Annotated in this window: 15 protein-coding genes; 4 read left to right on the top strand and 11 right to left on the bottom strand. The window is 45.0% G+C overall.

Annotated elements, in window-relative coordinates:
* Positions 1 to 57 precede the first annotated feature (57 nt).
* From BLT53_RS19945 to BLT53_RS19915, 7 genes are all read right to left on the bottom strand, one after another.
* Positions 58 to 330 carry a sporulation YhaL family protein gene (locus tag BLT53_RS19945; protein WP_244520521.1) on the bottom strand — a complete coding sequence of 91 codons (273 nt, stop codon included), beginning with the start codon at positions 328 to 330 and terminating at the stop codon, positions 58 to 60.
* 84 nt (positions 331 to 414) lie between these two features.
* Complete coding sequence (locus tag BLT53_RS19940; protein WP_090238075.1) at positions 415 to 1725, bottom strand: MDR family MFS transporter; 1311 nt, start codon at positions 1723 to 1725, stop codon at positions 415 to 417.
* Between the two features lie 364 nt (positions 1726 to 2089).
* Positions 2090 to 3049: a 3'-5' exoribonuclease YhaM gene (gene yhaM / locus BLT53_RS19935; protein ID WP_090237714.1), complete on the bottom strand. Its 960-nt coding sequence runs from the start codon at positions 3047 to 3049 to the stop codon at positions 2090 to 2092.
* A gap of 33 nt (positions 3050 to 3082) precedes the next feature.
* On the bottom strand, positions 3083 to 4435 hold the full coding sequence (locus BLT53_RS19930) for a sensor histidine kinase (RefSeq protein ID WP_090237712.1): 1353 nt from the start codon (positions 4433 to 4435) through the stop codon (positions 3083 to 3085).
* Complete coding sequence (locus BLT53_RS19925) at positions 4432 to 5103, bottom strand: response regulator transcription factor (protein WP_090237710.1); 672 nt, start codon at positions 5101 to 5103, stop codon at positions 4432 to 4434. The genes BLT53_RS19930 and BLT53_RS19925 overlap by 4 nt, the downstream gene beginning before the upstream one ends.
* Before the next feature lie 58 nt (positions 5104 to 5161).
* Entirely contained in the window at positions 5162 to 8191 is a 3030-nt protein-coding gene (locus BLT53_RS19920) for an ATP-binding protein (RefSeq protein ID WP_090237709.1), read from the bottom strand.
* Between the two features lie 12 nt (positions 8192 to 8203).
* On the bottom strand, positions 8204 to 9418 hold the full coding sequence (locus tag BLT53_RS19915; protein ID WP_170834444.1) for a metallophosphoesterase family protein: 1215 nt from the start codon (positions 9416 to 9418) through the stop codon (positions 8204 to 8206).
* Between the two features lie 196 nt (positions 9419 to 9614).
* Between BLT53_RS19915 and BLT53_RS19910 the strand changes: the two genes are divergently transcribed.
* Together BLT53_RS19910 and BLT53_RS19905 are read left to right on the top strand one after the other, a co-directional pair.
* Positions 9615 to 9800, top strand: coding sequence for a YhzD family protein (locus tag BLT53_RS19910; RefSeq protein ID WP_090237706.1), 186 nt, complete (start codon positions 9615 to 9617; stop codon positions 9798 to 9800).
* 40 nt (positions 9801 to 9840) lie between these two features.
* Entirely contained in the window at positions 9841 to 10275 is a 435-nt protein-coding gene (locus BLT53_RS19905; protein ID WP_090237704.1) for a GNAT family N-acetyltransferase, read from the top strand.
* Between the two features lie 306 nt (positions 10276 to 10581).
* Here BLT53_RS19905 and BLT53_RS19900 read toward each other — a convergent pair whose 3' ends face one another.
* The 4 genes from BLT53_RS19900 to BLT53_RS19885 form a co-directional block, all read right to left on the bottom strand.
* Positions 10582 to 12066: an aldehyde dehydrogenase family protein gene (locus BLT53_RS19900; RefSeq protein WP_090237702.1), complete on the bottom strand. Its 1485-nt coding sequence runs from the start codon at positions 12064 to 12066 to the stop codon at positions 10582 to 10584.
* Positions 12067 to 12223: 157 nt separating this feature from the next.
* Positions 12224 to 13069 carry a Cof-type HAD-IIB family hydrolase gene (locus tag BLT53_RS19895; RefSeq protein WP_090237700.1) on the bottom strand — a complete coding sequence of 282 codons (846 nt, stop codon included), beginning with the start codon at positions 13067 to 13069 and terminating at the stop codon, positions 12224 to 12226.
* 180 nt (positions 13070 to 13249) lie between these two features.
* Positions 13250 to 13612 (bottom strand): YlbF/YmcA family competence regulator, encoded by a 363-nt coding sequence (locus tag BLT53_RS19890; RefSeq protein WP_425284722.1) that lies wholly within the window; start codon positions 13610 to 13612, stop codon positions 13250 to 13252.
* Positions 13613 to 13662: 50 nt separating this feature from the next.
* On the bottom strand, positions 13663 to 14799 hold the full coding sequence (locus tag BLT53_RS19885) for a DUF445 domain-containing protein (RefSeq protein WP_090237695.1): 1137 nt from the start codon (positions 14797 to 14799) through the stop codon (positions 13663 to 13665).
* Between the two features lie 115 nt (positions 14800 to 14914).
* Between BLT53_RS19885 and BLT53_RS19880 the strand changes: the two genes are divergently transcribed.
* Together BLT53_RS19880 and BLT53_RS19875 are read left to right on the top strand one after the other, a co-directional pair.
* Positions 14915 to 16270 (top strand): YheC/YheD family endospore coat-associated protein, encoded by a 1356-nt coding sequence (locus BLT53_RS19880; protein ID WP_090237693.1) that lies wholly within the window; start codon positions 14915 to 14917, stop codon positions 16268 to 16270.
* Positions 16271 to 16352: 82 nt separating this feature from the next.
* Entirely contained in the window at positions 16353 to 17237 is an 885-nt protein-coding gene (locus BLT53_RS19875) for a PucR family transcriptional regulator (protein WP_090237691.1), read from the top strand.
* Positions 17238 to 17349: the final 112 nt, after the last annotated feature.

Here is a 17349-nt window from a genome sequence, read left to right as displayed (position 1 = left end):
TTATTTCAGCCACTCCTGCTCACTATAGAAAAAAAACCGGCCAAGTGGCCGGTTTTTTTATTCATTAACTGATTTGTTTCTCCGTTCCCGTTCTTCGGCAATCCGCTTCATAAAAACTTCCCCTTCTTGTTCGATCACCTTCAAGTCCAGTTTCTTCTGTTCTGACCCCAAGTTGTAACTGCGATAGGCACTAAAAATAATGCCTGCAACCACAAAATAAACCCAAAATGGCGTAAGATCAAAGAAATACTGAATAGGAGCAAAAAATTGCTTTAAAACAAACAGAACAACCATCAAAACGCCAAGACCCAGGGCTACATATCCTTTCATTTCCCTTCCTCCCATAGACAAGCTTCGTATTTCCATCTTATGAAAGCGGAAAGGAATATATGTCACCCTCTGATGGTCTTTTTATTAACCGGCGGATTGGGGAGCCACTGCCTCCTTTTTGTTTTCCGCGGCCAATTTTTTATCATGGAGCCGGAACATCACGTGGTACATAAAGGCACTGATTACAGTTAGCACAAAAAGAAGAAAGAACGTCCATCGAAAACCGATCCACAGTGTAAGCGGAATCGCCAATGGCGCAAGGCTGCGGCCGATCGAATAACGCAGGCCTGCTGCAGCAAAATATTGACCGCGCATATGCGCCGGAGCAAGCTTTGAGATAAAGCTTTCCTGAATCCCGACCACCATGAGCTCTGCAGCAGTAAAGATGGCAATAGCCAATAACAGAAACCAAAGAATCGTTGTATTACCGTATAAAAGCATCGCCACTCCATATAAAAGAGAAGAAATCACAAACACATTGCCCTCTTTATATTGGTTCATCCACTTTGACATAAATACGGTGAACAAGGCGACCAACAGCCCGTTTGTCGAAACAATATAGCCAAATGCCTTTTCACCGGTAAGAGAAAATGACCAATTCCCAAGATGCAGAAGCGTTTGGGCAGGCACTTTTTCTGTCGTATAAACAGCAATCAATAAATCGAGCTGCATAAACGTCTGGGCCACTAGGATACCTGCAAGAATAAATAGCAAAAACAGCTTATCCTTTGCAATGACACGGTAGTCCTTAAGCTGATCAAGGATAACCCGGTTCCACTTTTTCGGGGTCCCTGACTGATCCCCGGCAATCTGCTTTTTCTCCGGCACCGTTTCCCTGATATACTTTTGAAGTACAAAGGTGAGCATAATGCCGACAATCGTACAGGCCAGCAGCAGCTCAAACCGGTAATCAAAGAAGAAAATACTGCCCAGCGCAGGACCAAAAACGACTGATATGTTGATACTTGTATAAAAAACAGCAAATACCTCACTGCGGTTCTTTTCAGGCACAACATCTGCAATCATCGCATGGCTGGCAGGCCAGTACAGTGAACCGAATAATCCTAAAGCGGTAAACGCCAGGAAGGTTAAAACCGGTGAATCCAGCCAGGGTGAATTGGCAAGCGCAAAAACGGCAAAGGACACCGCCTGACCCGCACCGGCGATCACCATCATTCTTTTTCTGCCAAACGTATCCGCACAGTAACCGCCAACAAGATTGGTAACGACGCCGACAAGCTGGGAAGCCACAAGGAGCATTCCTGCCTGTTCCTTTCCAAGTTGATCCGAAAAATAAATCGCCATGTACGGGAAAAACATCCAAAATAATAAATTGATAACAAACTCTCCAAGCAGACGGACCTTAATGTTTCTGTCCCAATCTTTCCATTTCATACCCATCACACTCTTTTCATCGTTTAAAATCCAATACAAATCTCCCGGTCTCTTGAGGGAAGGGCAGGAAAGCATAAAAAAGCCTGCAGCTGCGCAATTTCACGTCAACTACAGGCTTCACCATACGTTTTGGAAGGCTGCAAGCTGACAGATGAACCAACGCTCAAGAGAAAGGGTCATAACTGAATAAATCAATACTGTACATGAAAAACGCAAAGAAACTGATGTTCTTCATCATGGTACATGGGTTGATTTACTTCGTTATTTAGCCGACACCTTTACTTGAACAATGGGTTTCATCTGTCATAGCCTCCATCTCATTAATCTCTCTTACAATTTACCATACTCCCCCGCTATAAGACAATTACTTTTTTACCAATTCCTGTTCAAAAAGCGGTTTGTATAGGCTTCTGTTCTCCAGAGGAAAAATCTTTTCCGTGAATTCCCCTGGTTCCACTTTGCCCAATGCGCGGTCCATCATGTTTATTTTTGCATCAAAGTTATCGATCATATGAAGGATTTCAGCTTCCCTGATCATCGGAGCCTTGGGGCTGCCCCATTCTGGCTTGCTGTGATGGCTCAGCACCAGATGCTGAAGGACCGTCACTTCTTCTCCTTCAATATCAAGCTCTTTGGCGACAATCCCAATTTCGTTGACCATGATGGAAATATGTCCAAGAAGCTTGCCTTCGAGTGTATAATTTGCCGCCACAGGCCCGGAAAGCTCGATGACTTTTCCAAGGTCATGAAGAATGATGCCAGAGTAAAGCAAATCGGTGTTCAAAGATGAATAGAGGCTAGCGATCCCTCTTGCCAGATCAAGCATAGAGACAACATGATAAGCAAGACCGGAAACAAACTCATGATGATTTTTAACGGCTGCAGGATACTTCAGAAAGTCCTCCTGATATTTTTTTAGAAGGTGCCTCGTAATTCTTTGAATATTGGGGTTTTGCATATCAAAGATGTATTGCGTGATTTTTTCCATCATCACATCTTCTGAAAGCGGAGCCGTTTCCACAAAGTCCCCGATTTTTACGCCGTCCATATCATTAACAGGACGAATATGCTTCAGTTTCAGCTGAAGCTTTCCTCTGTAGCTGCTCATCTCCCCTATGATCTTGATCAGTGCCTGGGGAACATACTGCTGCTCGTCTTCGGGAGAGCAGTCCCATAATTTTGCTTCAATATCCCCCGTCTGGTCCTGAAGTGTTAAGTTTAAAAACGGTTTTCCGTTACTGGCAGTTGATTTCGAGGAAGATTTAATCATCAGATAGGAATCTACCATCTCTCCCACTTTATAATGGGCCAAACCTTTTTTCATGTGCGCACCTCGTCTTTTTATAAGTATAGTAGTCTATGACAGCCTGTCTTTTGGCAAAATGACTTCGAATAAAATACCGTCATCGACATTGGTTACCTTGGGTTTTCCTCCGTGCAGCTCCGCAATCCGGTTCACAATCGCAAGGCCAAGGCCAAATTGTCCTTTATTGCCTTTGCGGAACGGCAGGAACAGCGTTTCGCGGTCACGATCGGATAGTTGCTCCCCATCATTCCATACGCCAAGAGCAATGTTGCTTCCTTCTTCTTTTGCGGATAAAACAATTCGGGAATTGGCATATCTCATGGCATTCTGAATGAAGTTTTCAAAAACAATGGTGATTTGCTCACGATCTCCCCAGAACAGCACTTCATCACCTGCAATAGTAAATTCAATGTCATCCCTCTGAAACCGGAAGCGGCTGATAATCTCTTCGGCGAGCACTCCAAAATAGATGAGTTCCCATTGAAGGGTCTGCTGTTTAAGTGTATCAAGCTTTGTGAAATACAGCATGTTTTTCACCCGGTTTTCCATCCGGTTCGCTTCATTCAAAATAACATCCATCATATCCTCTACATTGTTTTTCGGCATGATCCCGTCTTTCACCGACTGAGCGTAACTTTTTATGGTCATCACCGGTGTCTTCAGCTCGTGGGAAGCATGCTGAATAAAGGTTTTTTGGGCGGTATCATAGCGGATCAAATTCTGTCGCATTGTTTCAAACTGCTGGGAAAGCCTCTGGAATTCATCATCCTCATGCCAGATAAAAGGCTCCTTCCAGTTTCGTTTGGCAATTTGTTCAAACCGTTTGCCAAGAATGGTAAGCGGAGCCCTCAAATACCGTGCCATCCAGAGAGCCGGAATCACGGCAATCATTCCGGTGAAAAACAGAATCCATAAAAGGCGAGTCCACAGCCGGTCGACCATCTGGTCACGATACGTATCCCACATGTAGGAAATCAGGTAAAAATTGCCCTGCGAGTGAGTCTCAAGCCTTTTCACTATGTAAAAAAGGGTGGCATCCCCATATGTGAGTTCATATTTTTGCTGGGTCCTTTTTTGTTTGTAGGCATGGGAGCTCATTTCACCTAGCACCCGCTCCGGAATATAGTCTCCTTTTGTTCCCAGGTAATCGTTCTTGATCACCACATGACCCACAGAACGGCCCAGTTTTCTTCGTTCTATAAAATCAATAGAAGAGTCGGGATCAGGAACTTCCTTGTCCTGGTCCATCAGTTTCTCCTGCTCCAGTGAGATAATTTTGTAGGTTTCATCTGTCATCGTTTTTTTTATGGAAAGAGGAAAAATAATGGCGAGTACAAGCCCGATCAGCAAAATGAGCAGGGCAAACGATATCCAGATTCTTTGCGTCAGATTCAGCCGGATCATGAAGTTACTATCCTGTACCCGTTGCCATAGACCGTTTCAAGGTTTAAGCGGGGCATTTTCTTTCTGACCCGCCGGATCACGTCATCCACTGCACGCTCTGAACCAAAATAATCGGTCCCCCACACATGGGACAGAATCTCTTCCCTTGCTTTGGATGTTCCAAGATTTTCGATCAAGTATAAAAGAACATCCATTTCCTTTGATGTCAGGTTGATCAGTTCGTCATCAAATGTGATTTTTCTGGCGACAGGATCGATGACATAACCTGTAATTTCAATTTTCTTCGGCGCCATAGCTCCGGTTTCGTAGATACGGGTCAACAGTTTTTTGGCGCGAATAACAAGTTCACGCGGCATGAAAGGCTTCGCCAAATAATCATCGCTTCCCAGCTCAAGTCCGACGATGCGGTCAAGGTCCTGGTCTCTTGCAGAAATAAATATGACCGGGGTGTCAGAATGCTGTTTGATCTTCCTTAGCACTTCATACCCGTCAATACCTGGCAGCATAATATCCAGAATCCAAAGGTGAGGGGCATCCGTCACATTCCGTGCTGCCTCTTCCCCATTATTGAAGACAGTCACGTTCCATCCTTCTTGTTCCATATAGGCTTTTAACACTTGGGCAAGATTTTCTTCATCTTCCACAAGGTAAATTTGGTAGTCAGACATTGCATTTTCCCCTCCTGTTTTGCGGTTTTTTCATTTCTTTATATCATAACGCATCTGTTTATGGAAAAGCACCTTCCTGACGATAGGCTCTCTCCAGCTTCTTTAACGAGAGGACCGGAACGGATGGCCGGTCTTGAAACAGATGCTCATGGCACGTAAAAAATATCATTTGCTGGCCCGGACCCATCGAAGTAAGAAGATCCAGCGTATGCTTTGTCCGGACCGCATCAAAATTGACCGTAATGTCATCCATGATCAACGGCATGCTCTCCTTTTGATAAAGTGACGCAAGAGAAAGCCGTACACACAAATACAATTGTTCCGCAGTGCCTCTGCTCAGTTCTCCCGGATGAAATCGTACGCCGTCATGCCGCTCGAGCTCCAGAACGTCCTGGCCGTCTCCTGACAAATACAACCTGACATATTTTCCATTTGTCATTTTTGAAAAATAATGGGAGGCCTGTTGGAGGATGGCGGGCAGCCGCTCAGCATGAAATTGTTCTTTTGTTTTCTTCAGCAGATCAGCTGCAATTTTGTACACACTCCACATTTTAGCCTGTTCTCCCAGTGCATTGCGGAGATTTTCATACCGCTGCAGACATTCCGAATACCTTTCCTCATTTTGCAGTGTCTGCAGAACAAGGGAAAGTTCTGCACTTTTCCGCTGCAACTGCTCCATCTGCTGTTCTTTTTCTTTTAGCTCCGCTTCTGCGGAAGCATTTTCCTTATCCACATTAAAGTCCTTGTCCAGCAAAATGTCCGAAAGATCTTGTACTTCTTCCCCTGTATAGCCAAACGACTGCAACTGAAGAGAAGCCTGATCCAGCAGTTCGATTGTCCGTTTTCGTATCTCAGCCTGCTTTCCTTTGAATCGGAAGGCTTCCTCGTTCTGGGCTTTTGCCTGCGAAAGGAGTTTGTTGATTTCCAAACCGTAGCTCTGTTTTTTCGTGATCACTTCGTTTAGATGTTCAGTGGCGGTCGTTAATTTGTCCCGCAATGTTTCTTGAGCCTGGACTTTCTCTTTTTCCTGCTGCAGCAGCAGCCGTGCCTCCGTAACCTTTTCCTGATAGGAGGATTCCTCCGGCAGGCGGAGCCGGTGCGTCAGTATGTCAGCCTCTTCAAGAATGCCGGAAATCCGTTTGTCTGCTTGTGCAATGTTTAAAAGCAGCTGTTTTCTTTCCAAAACAATCTCTTTCAGCTTTTCGATCTTTTCGAAATATCCCGGGATAAGAAGATGGTTCCAAGGCCCGGTGTAATGGTTTTTTTTGCACCATTGCTGAACCGCGGCTTCGTTATCATATTGTTCAAGCTCCAGCTTGTCATAGTTGGCAACCTGCTGCTGGTAAGTGTGCTCCAGCCGTTTGATTTCATCTCTCATCCTTTCAAGCTCGGCCCGCTTCGCTCTTTCATCCGCATATCTTTCATTGATCATGTCCAGTTCTGATAAGCTGGAAACCCCTGATAGTTCATCTTCAAGTGTCCGGATTTTGGACAAAGGCTCCGCATCATCTGAAGCAGCTGAGTAAGAATCATTTTTCCGGGTTGAACTCTTCGCAAATAAATAGGCACCTGCACCCAATGCCACGGCAAAAAGTACCGTCCCAAGCAGCTCTCCTTTGACGGCAAGGTACATCAAACAAACTGCTGCCAGAATGCCGAACACCAGAAGAGGAGGCCAACTTATGGAAGAAGAAGGAGTGTGCTGACGTTTCCCATTGGGTTGCGCCATCATCGCCTGAAGCTGCGCCTTTTCAATCAACAGCCGCCTGTTGGTTGAATCCCTCTCCGCTCGTTCTTTTAATTTATGAAACTCCTGTTCTTCAAGCACTCTTCCTTCATGCTGGCGCAGCGCTTCTTCAGCTGATTCAAGACGCCCACGTGCGTTCTCAAGCTCCTGATCCAGCCAGCCTTTCTTTTGATTCAGCAAATCAGCCTTCTTGATTAATACCAGAAGTTCATTTTTGGACGCCAGCCCCGTATTGAGCCGCTCCAACTCCTCTGTTACTCCCAAAAAGCCGGTTTCCTCTTTTAAGCGCCGGGCTTCCATTTGCACAAATTCTGCTTTTTGGACCCAGCTGCGTTTTTCCTCCTGCAATCGTTCAAGATCGTTGCTCTTTTGACCCGCAGAAACGACGAGGCTTTCGGATAGCAGCACATCTTCATTGATGTGAAGGGCATGAAGCTGTTTTTCTATCTCATGCACTTTGTTTTGAAAAACAGTCAAATCTCCTTCCACATCCAGCCGTTTTTCCTGCAGCTGTTCCAATAGGTGAAGACCGTTTTCAGGAAAGCTGTTCTCCGGCAGTGCCTGAAGTGCAAGCTGATGCTCTTTCCACTTTCGAAGAGCAGGAAGTACATTTTTCCACTTTTTTGTGTTGTACCAATGATCCTGAAGCTGCCTCTTCTCTTCTTCTGCCTCCCTGATCGCTGCTTCTGTTATTTTAAGTTCTTGAAGGGAAGGCTGAAACTCCTCATTTTTTCTTTTCCATGTCCTGAGTTCCTCTTCCGTGCTCTCCAGCTGCTGAAGCAATTCATTAATTACCGGCTTTCTTCCTCCCGGTTTAAACAGCGCGGACTGCTTTTTCTCCAGCTGGCTTTCAAGCCGATGCAGTTCCCTGCTGCCGGTCATTCCTGCACCCAAGAGATAATTACCCAGTTGCTCAGAGCTTAATTTTTCAATTTCCTGAAGTCCTTCCAGACCGAAACAGTAAATGCCTTGAAACAGAGAACGATCCATTCCTTTAAGCACCGTACGAAGGAGCTCTTCTCCTCCCTGCAGTCCTTCTTCCCCGTAAACAGTCACATTCCCAGCCGCTTTGCCGGCAACCCGTTCAATGGTTAAATCCCCGTATGCATCGGTATGAATGCTAATGGAACCGCCAATCCGGTTTCCATCTTTCGGCTCATACCGCCTTTCATTCGTTACCTTGGAAGGAAAGCCAAAAAGCATACAGGTAATAAAATTCATCAATGTCGTTTTTCCGGCTTCATTTTCTCCTGAAATGAAAAGAGGCCCCCGGGATAATTGATCTATTTTGAGGTTGTGAAATTTGCCAAAATGATAGATGTGCAGCTTTTTTATCCACATATCCCGTTCCTCCTAATCTTTCAGTAAAAATTGCATGAGCAGTGCTTCCGCCTCATCGATCATCTCTTTTTCTTCATTTGGAGTAAGAGGATCTATGTATTTTCTTGCCTTCCTGTGCAGGTAGAGCTCCTTTGTGGTCTTTTGAGCCTGTATATATTCGGTACTGTTGATTAAAAGGGCCCCGATAAACCCGCCGTCGTTTTGCAGCTCTTCACGGTTCCAGTTTCTTCTGGCCTGATTAATGATGGCAAAGGTATAAACAAAGGATGCTTGATCCTCTTCCCCGTCCTGTAGTGTCTCCATCAGTTCCTCAAGCAATCCCTCTTGTTCCATTTCGTTGAATAAATCGGAATGCCCGTTCAGAACCAATTTCAGAAGAACTCCTTTTCCTTGTATTCTCGTATTCTCCTTTATGTCCAGGCAGTGATCAATCATTTCTGATACAGAGGATAGATCAGTGAGATCTAAACTCTTTTCCAGCCAATAAATATCATTGGTTGCATGAAACGTCCGCCTCTTATTTTGCAAATCAATAACAAGACAGCCTTTCGGACCTGTTTCTTTTTGATTTCTTCCCTGGATATTGCCAGGATAAATAACTGGCGGATCGTGGTGCAGTTCCATTCTTTTATGAATATGGCCAAGTGCCCAATAGTCATATCCCTTTTCAAGAAGCTCTGCAACATGGAACGGTGCGTATACTTCGTGACCGTTCTGTCCTTCTGCATTCCCATGCAGGATACCGATATGATACACATCATCTCCGGACTTTGCGGGATAGAAAGGGACACGATTTTCAGCAACCGACCGTTTTTCATAGCTGAATCCGTGCAGCATCGCTTTCAATCTTCCATTCTTATAAAAAGGCACACTTTGCGGGTGCCCCCCGTCAAATAGATGGACGTTCTTAGGCCACTCCAAATCAATCCATGTTCCTTCCAGATGGTCGTGGTTTCCATGAATCATATAAACAGCGATTCCACTGGCATACAATCGGCCAAGCTCCTTGCGGAAATAGCTTTGCGCTCTAAGGCTGCGGGAATCGCCATCATAAATATCACCCGCAATCACAATAAAATCCACCTGTTCTTTTATGGCCACGCTGACAATAGCACTGAAGGCTCGGAAAGTGCTGTGCTGGATGCGTTCAAAAATTTCCCTCGGTAGATGGGATAACCCTTTAAAAGGGCTGTCCAAATGCAAATCGGCACAATGCAAAAACTTCAACACCATCGCCTCCTTTTCACTAATCATTCTAACCTTTATTTTACCATATATACGAAAACACGTTCTCGTATTTGGGAAAATACACACATTTTCAGCAGAAATGCGGAATGAACATTAAACGTACAAAAAAAAGCAGGAAATTTGACGAAAAAAAAGAAATACAAGAAAAGAAATGCTGAAAGGAGCCTCACTTCTTATGAAAAAATACTTTCTTACTGTCTATGACAAAAGCGGGGAAAAATTGCTCGATGAAACCATCCAGGCTGCCGATGACAGGGAGGCAAAGGAACTGGGAGAAAAACGCTTAACAGAAGCACAATTCATTGACCGGACACACCGCCTCACATCGCCATCAGGAGCTCTTCTGCTGTTTCATCGTTAACGAGTATCAGATTTTCATTATTTGGGAAAGAGGTGTGAGGATGAGTGAATTCTTCATCAGACGGGGAACCATTGAGGATAGTCTGTCTCTCTCTTATCTAATGGGTGATCTCGGCTATCCCACAACTGAAGAGGAAATGAGAGACAGGTTAACGTATATTCTTCAAGACCCGGCCTATACCTGCTTTGTCGCTTGCTGTGACGATCTGGTGATTGGAATGATTGGGGTTGTCAAAGAATTCTACTTCGAAAAAAACGGGACATGCCTGCGGATCATTGCCCTTGTGGTAACGGAAGAATATCAGGGGAATGGCTTTGGAAAGGCCCTTGTCGGGCATGCGGAAAACTGGGCAGAGGAACAGGGCTGCACTGCTATTGTTCTGCACAGTGGAAAACAGCGCAAGGAAACCCACGAATTTTACAGAAACCTGGATTATGATGATACCGGACTCCGCTTCATCAAGGTAATGTTATAAACAAAAGCTCCAGCACTCCGTTTAAATCCGACAAGCGTTGGAACTCCTGCTCTGCAACACGATCTTTGTGTTGTGGAGAAGGAGTGAAACGACCTCGAGGATTTGGGTGCTGGAGCTGGACGTCCTCCCCAGACGATCCAGCACTCCGTTTAAATCCGACAAGCGTTGGAACTCCTGCTCAGCAACACGAAAAACCCGGCTGCCTGGATGGACAGCCGGGTTTTTGTTTCCGTTCAGTTGTTGACCCCTTTTTCATGCCTTCTTTTTGTTTTCCCCGTTGTTTCTCGGATCATGTTTGTCTTGGTCTTACTTCAGGTTCACCCACACGCTTTTCACTTCAGTATAGTTATTCAACGCATAAGATCCCATTTCGCGGCCCATACCGGATTGCTTGTATCCTCCGAATGGAGAAGCCGCATCAAATGCATTGTAGCAGTTAATCCAAACTGTACCTGCCTTCAGGTTGTTGGACACATAGTGAGCCGTTTTGAGGTTTTCTGTCCAAAGACCTGCAGCAAGTCCATATTCAGAACGGTTCGCACGCTCGATTACTTCATCAAGATCCTCAAACGGCATTGCTGCTACAACCGGACCAAAGATCTCTTCTTTGGCGATGGTCATCTTGTCATCAACGTCCGCAAAAATAGTCGGCTCCACAAAATAACCTTGCTCAAACGGTCTGGATCCTCCAGTCAGAAGCTCAGCTCCCTCATCCTTACCTTTGGAGATATAGTTCATTACGCGGTTATGCTGCTCCTCTGAAACGAGCGGCCCCATTGTAGTATCCGGATCCAAGCCAGGCCCCTGTTTGATGCTCTTTGCATGGGACACCATGTCTGCCATAACATTGTCGAACGCTTTTTTCTGAACGAACAAACGGGATCCTGCGCAGCAAACTTGTCCCTGGTTAAACATGATACCACTCAAAGCACCAGGAATGGCACGCGTCATATCAGCATCCGGAAGGATAATGTTGGGTGATTTTCCTCCGAGCTCCAGCGTTACACGTTTAAGAGAGTCCGCGGCATTTCTCATGATCATTTTACCGACTTCAGTAGAGCCGGTAAACGCGATCTTGTTAACTTCCGGATGATCAACAAGCGCTGCGCCTGTTTCTCCGGCACCTGTTACCACGTTAAGCACACCTTCAGGGAATCCGGCTTCCTGTGCCAGCTTTGCAAGATAAAGAGCGGATAGCGGCGTCTGCTCTGCAGGTTTTAATACAACCGTACAACCAGTGGCAAGAGCTGCGCCCAGTTTCCAAGCTGCCATCAAGAGCGGAAAGTTCCAAGGGATAATCTGGCCGACAACGCCTACCGGCTCGTGGCGTGTATAGTTGAAGAAGCTTCCGGCTACTGGGATGGTTTGTCCAACAATTTTAGTCGCCCAACCTGCATAATAACGGAAATGCTCAATCGCCAAAGGCACATCACCATTCATGGTTTCACGGATTGGTTTTCCGTTGTCCAGCGTATCGAGCTGGGCAAGCTCTTCTTTATTCTCTTCCATTAAATCCGCAAGTTTATAAATTAAATAGCTGCGCTTTGCAGCGCTCATTTTTGACCAATATCCAGAATCAAAGGCTTTGCGTGCCGCTTGCACCGCAAGTTCGATATCTTCTTTTCCACCTTCTGCAACAAGCGCCAAAACCTCTCCTGTTGAAGGATTCAGAGTTTCAAACGTTTTTCCTGATTTTGCTTCTACCCATTCTCCATTGATGAAAAACTTCTTTGTTCCGTTTAAGAATTCGGCCACCTTCGGCTTCAGATTCAGGTTAACAGTTTTTTCCATTTTAATCCTCCTCATATCCTTGTTCCTTACCTTATATCTGTTCGACAAGGTCTTTGAAAACCCTTTCAAAAAATGTCGTTTTCTTGTTTTGTAACACAAATGAAATATTATAGAATTTATTTGCATGAAAAAAAGCTCCTGAATGGAGCTTTCCAGTTTAATATAACCCTACTCTCAACTGCTTTCTGAACACCTCTTTTATCATATAAGGAACTCCGAGCTGGTCATTGGTGCGTGTAATCCAATTCGCGGCGTGTTTCACATCATCCGGCGCATTTCCCATGGCTACCCCAAGTCCCGCCATTTCAATCATTTCACGGTCATTATGCGAATCACCCACCGCCACCATTTCTTCAGGAGCTATATCAAGTTTTAATCCAAGCATCCTCAAGGCATTGGCTTTGGTCACATTCGGAGATGTAATCTCGAAATTGCATTTAGTGGAAGATGTGTATTCAAAATTGGCAAAGTGGTTTTTCAAATGTTTTTCTGCAGACCGCCGTTCTCTTTCTTCAAAAAATTGTACATCAATCTTGGAAGGCATAATTTCCTTTTCAAGAACATGATGGCTTAAGTTTTCAGTAAAGGTGACAGGATAAAACAATGGATCCCCTGCCCCCAGGGTCAATTTGGCAACAAGCTGATTTTTCTGCTGGACCTGGTTCCCCACAGAGAAACGCTCATGAACCAGCCGGATATGGCAATTGTAATTTTCAAGTATGGAAACCATCTTATGTGTATCTTCTCTGGAAATATGTGATTCAAAAAAAGGTTCATCCTGATTGGCTGCAATATAACCTCCATTTTGGCTGATCAAATTTCCATCCAGCTTGAGAGCCTTGGCGACTTTTCTGGTTGAAGGAAAGTTGCGGCCGGAAGCAAGCGTCACATAAACCCCTTTTTTTCTCACATAATCGATCGCTTCCCTTGTTTCCTTATCCATGCGAAAGTTGCTTCTCAACAGGGTCCCATCGATGTCCAGAACCAGCATTCGGTAAATCAAGGTAATCCCCCCTCTGACTGAAAGATAGACTCTCTCTGTCAAACTATATTCCGGATGAAGCTGGGATAGAACAGGACGCCCTCCTTTTGCGCTTTATGGCGTTCGTGCAATTCTCTGTTCACACCAGTAAAAAAGCCTTTCTGCAGGATGCAGAAAGGCTTTTTTTTTCTCATACGATAATTATTGCTGATTTTCGTCGACCATCGGTCCGTAAAGCTCTTCAAGCGGCTTTGTAATGATTTTGTTCAGATCAGAGATGGTTACGCTCATGCGCTGTTCTGTGTTCATCAATGTGCTGATGACCTCGTTTTGCTGCACCGATTGGAATAAAGCCTGTGCTTTTTCCACTTCCTCCTGTGTAATCTGCTCGCCGGACATTTGCTTTTGCTGAAGGCCCATTTGAATCGTGCGGAACTCGTCAAACATTTTTTTGGCTTCCGGATCCGCGTTTACCTCTGCATAGCTTTTCTTCAAGGTTTGAAAATCCTCACTGTTGCGCAAGGCGTTTTCAAGATCGTACGCTAAATCATAAAGATTAGACATAATTGAATTTCCTCCTCATACTCTAAATGTCCCTACCACTATAACAGACCTTAGAGCAACATCAAAATCAAAGCCTGGAACAAGGCGATGATTCCTCCGAGCAATGCGCCCAGCCAGGTGATCATGGTAAGTTCTTTTTTGGCCACATCAATAATGATTTGCTCCAGCCGTTCAAGCGAAAACGTTTCTACTTGTTCCTCTACAATTTTTGCAATCTGCAATTTGTCCAAAATCATGGCTAAACGCTCGTTTACCGATTTCATAAATATATCCACAATTCTTGGGATGAAACGTTCAAGAATGGCTTCCTTGTACTGATCCGAAATGCCATCGAGCGGTTGATTCAAAAAATTGGCAATCGGAAGCTGCGAAACAATTTGGGCAGCTCCTGGTTCGATCCAGGCTTCGGCATTCAGTATGTCCTGAAGCTTCCCTGCCTTTAGTTGCTGAGCTGCATGCCACTCCTGCCGGATCAGCTTTTCAATGGTTTCCTTCGTTTGCGGCTGTTTTAACAGCTTGATCATTTCCGGCTGAATTTTATCTACCAATTTTACATTTCCAAAAAACATCGAAAGCATGTTTAACAGCATGCCTCTTTCTGCCAAGAAAGCATCTATGCCCTTGGATAAGGTCTCTTTGCCATCTTTACTTCGGAGAAATGCGATACCTTTATCAACAATAAATTGAGCAGCTCCCCCGATATTTCCGTCGACCGTTTCCCTCATGTTTGAAGGAAGGAGTTCGCTGAATGTCTGCTCCTTTACCTCATCCAGAATGGCATTCAGCTTGTCCTGAACAAAGGATGTTGCTTTTTCAGAAATGACAGCCTCCGCATTCGAAACATTCAACTGTTCCGCCAAAAACCGCTGAAGCGTAAGGTCACTTTCAAGAAAACCTCTTGCTTCTGCTTTTACAAGCGAAGTAATTTCCTCAATAAAAACAGGATCCGTTACCTTGCTTTGAATGCCTTCAGCTGTTAAGAGATGGTTCTTGACCGTTTCCCCCATCTTTATGGCCAACTCATGTCTCCGCTTGGGAATCAGCCCGGGGGTAAAGGGTACTTGATACTTTCCAATTTTCCAAGGTTTATAAGGGCGGAACAGCATCCGGATGGCAATCAGATTGGTTAATCCCCCAATTATCGCTCCCACCACAATCAAAAACACTATTTTTATCCATGTATCCATTATTAATCTCCTAGTTTAAACACTATTTTCGTGCTGCTTTCATAGTATACGATATGGGCATCGGCCTAATCAAACGAGAATACCATTTTAAAATGGTAAACAAGGAGCGAAAGAAATGACGATTCTTCCTCTTTATTCCGAACAGACTGAAAAGAATGTACTCTTCATCCCTGAATGGCTGCCTTTAGATACGGGAAAGCCGGTATTTCTGTCCTTCGGTTCAAGCACGGTGACATGCACCGCAATCGCACATACCAGAGATGAGCTCCGTCTTTCTTCCCCCCTTTGGACTGCCCTGCAGATTCCATTTGCTTCAAGGGTTCATATACATATTCACGGCTCTTCACTCGAAATCGGCCCTTTGGCGGGTATTTTTTCCTCTCATGTCGGTTTCTTACCTTCACGTCCTGCCGGCGAGCGTTCCCCCTTTTTTGCTAAGCTGCTTTCTGCTGCCATGTCTGTCGGTTCCTACTATTTTCTGTTTGGCCCAAAGCAGATCGATTTACAAAACCGTACCGTCTATGGATACTTTCACGATGGAAGCCGGTGGACTGTGCACAGCGTGCCGCTTCCGTCTGTGATCTACAACCAGATTCCAACGCGGAAAACGGAAAACAGTTCCTCCTGTCAAAAAGCGCTTCACCTTTTTCAAAACGAGTGGAAAATTCCCGTGTTCAATCCCTCCTTTTTCAACAAACAGGAAATTTTTCAGATGTTGTCCGGTGTAGGTGAAACAGAGCATTTTCTGCCCGAGACCCTCATCAATGCAGATGTCTATGGAATCGAGCGGATGTTGACCACTTATCCTGCCGTTTTCTTCAAGCCCGCAGACGGCAGTTTTGGCCGTGGCATTACCATAGTCAGCAAGGTGGGAAACAAGAATTACCTATGCAAATTCCAGGATGGCCCACAACTTCAATCCATGAATTTTGACTGCTTATCTGATCTCCTTCATTCGCGAAAACTTGTTTCTCAAAATAACAATGTACTTGTACAGCAGGGAATTGACTTGATCACCATCGGACAGTCACCTGTCGATTTCAGAGTCCATTCCAATAAAAACCGTCTTGGGCAGTGGATGATCAGTGCAATGGCCGCAAAGATTGCCGGATCCCAGGCGCTAACCACCCACCTGTCCTATGGAGGCGAAGCAAGACGGGCAGAAGATGCGCTGAAACTGGCCGGCATGCCATCTCTATTGCTCAAGAAACTGAAGCAGGCAGCTCTTATAATCAGCAAAAAAATTGATGCGAAAACAGACGGACTGATAGGAGAAATCGGCTTTGACCTGGGGATCGACAAGCAGGGGCGTATCTGGCTAATCGAAGCAAATTCAAGGCCGGGCAGAATGCTTCTTTCTCATTCCTTGTTCCGAAAAGAAGATTATTTAACACGAAGACTTCCTCTGGAGTATGGAATTCTCCTTGCTGAACAAGCGTTTCTTTCCAAACAGACGATGCATGTCCAATAAAGCTTGTCCTTTTCCCTTCTTTTTGTTAGAACACTGTTTGCACTGGTATACTAGGGTGAGAACATGAAAAGGAGTTTCTGGCATGCTATCAAAACTTCAACAGCATTATGGCAACCATTTTTCCTTACACACCGCCGACCGTCCGGAACAGTATTACTGGTTTGCAGATCAGGCAGGCGTAACGTTCGGCATCGCCAAAACAGCAGTTACTTCGAGCGAATTGGAATTGCTGCATTCGTTGTTTACAGAGGCAGGAACGGATACTCGTCTTTCAGAGCAGCAAATTTTTTGGAAAAACGTTATTTCAGGCGGCCTTTTGGGTGAGCACCCGCAAGTCCGCTACCGGTTTATACATTTTTTCTTAAAAGACGATCTCATTGACCAGGATGCCTTTCTCGAAGCGGTTTCCGGCATTTTTCCCGATGAAGTGACCTTGCTTTTTATGTCCGGTCATCACGGTGTGCTAATCGAGCCCACAACCAATGAAACGGAAGAGTTGCCGTATGATCAGGTAAAGTCGGTTCTCACAGCTGACTTTTATACCGATCTCGATTTGTTTATCGGCATGTGGATGGATAGCTATGCAGAGGGAGCTGAACAGTTCAGAATCGAACGTGAAATGTTTTCCTCCATCCGCCCCTATCTTCCTCCACAGGAAGTCTATTGCCGGGAGGATTTGATTCCCTATCTGCTTCATATTCATCTGGACAAGTTTTCCAGCCGATTCATTTCCAATCTCATTCCCGATGAATTATTCAAAGACCGTGATTTGATTCACAGCATTAAAATTTTCCTCGAATGCAATATGAACCTGTCCATGGCAGCCAAAAAATTGTACATTCACCGAAACAGCCTGCAGTACCGTGTAGACAAGTTCATTGAAAAAACAGGAATAGATGTGAAACAGTTTAAACAGGCGGTCGCTGTTTACCATGCGCTGATCAGCCGTGAAACAACGGTAAGCTAGACCGTTTTGTGCACTGTGCACAAAAAACTGACTGAAAATTTCGGACATGCCTCCAATATACGAAAGCCCTTACATTCGCTACAATTAAGGCATTCAGCAAAGGTCGTTCTTT

The organism is Fictibacillus solisalsi (assembly GCF_900103485.1).
GTDB classification, from domain to species: Bacteria; Bacillota; Bacilli; order Bacillales; family Fictibacillaceae; genus Fictibacillus_C; species Fictibacillus_C solisalsi.
This window is presented reverse-complemented; position numbering and strand designations above follow the sequence as displayed.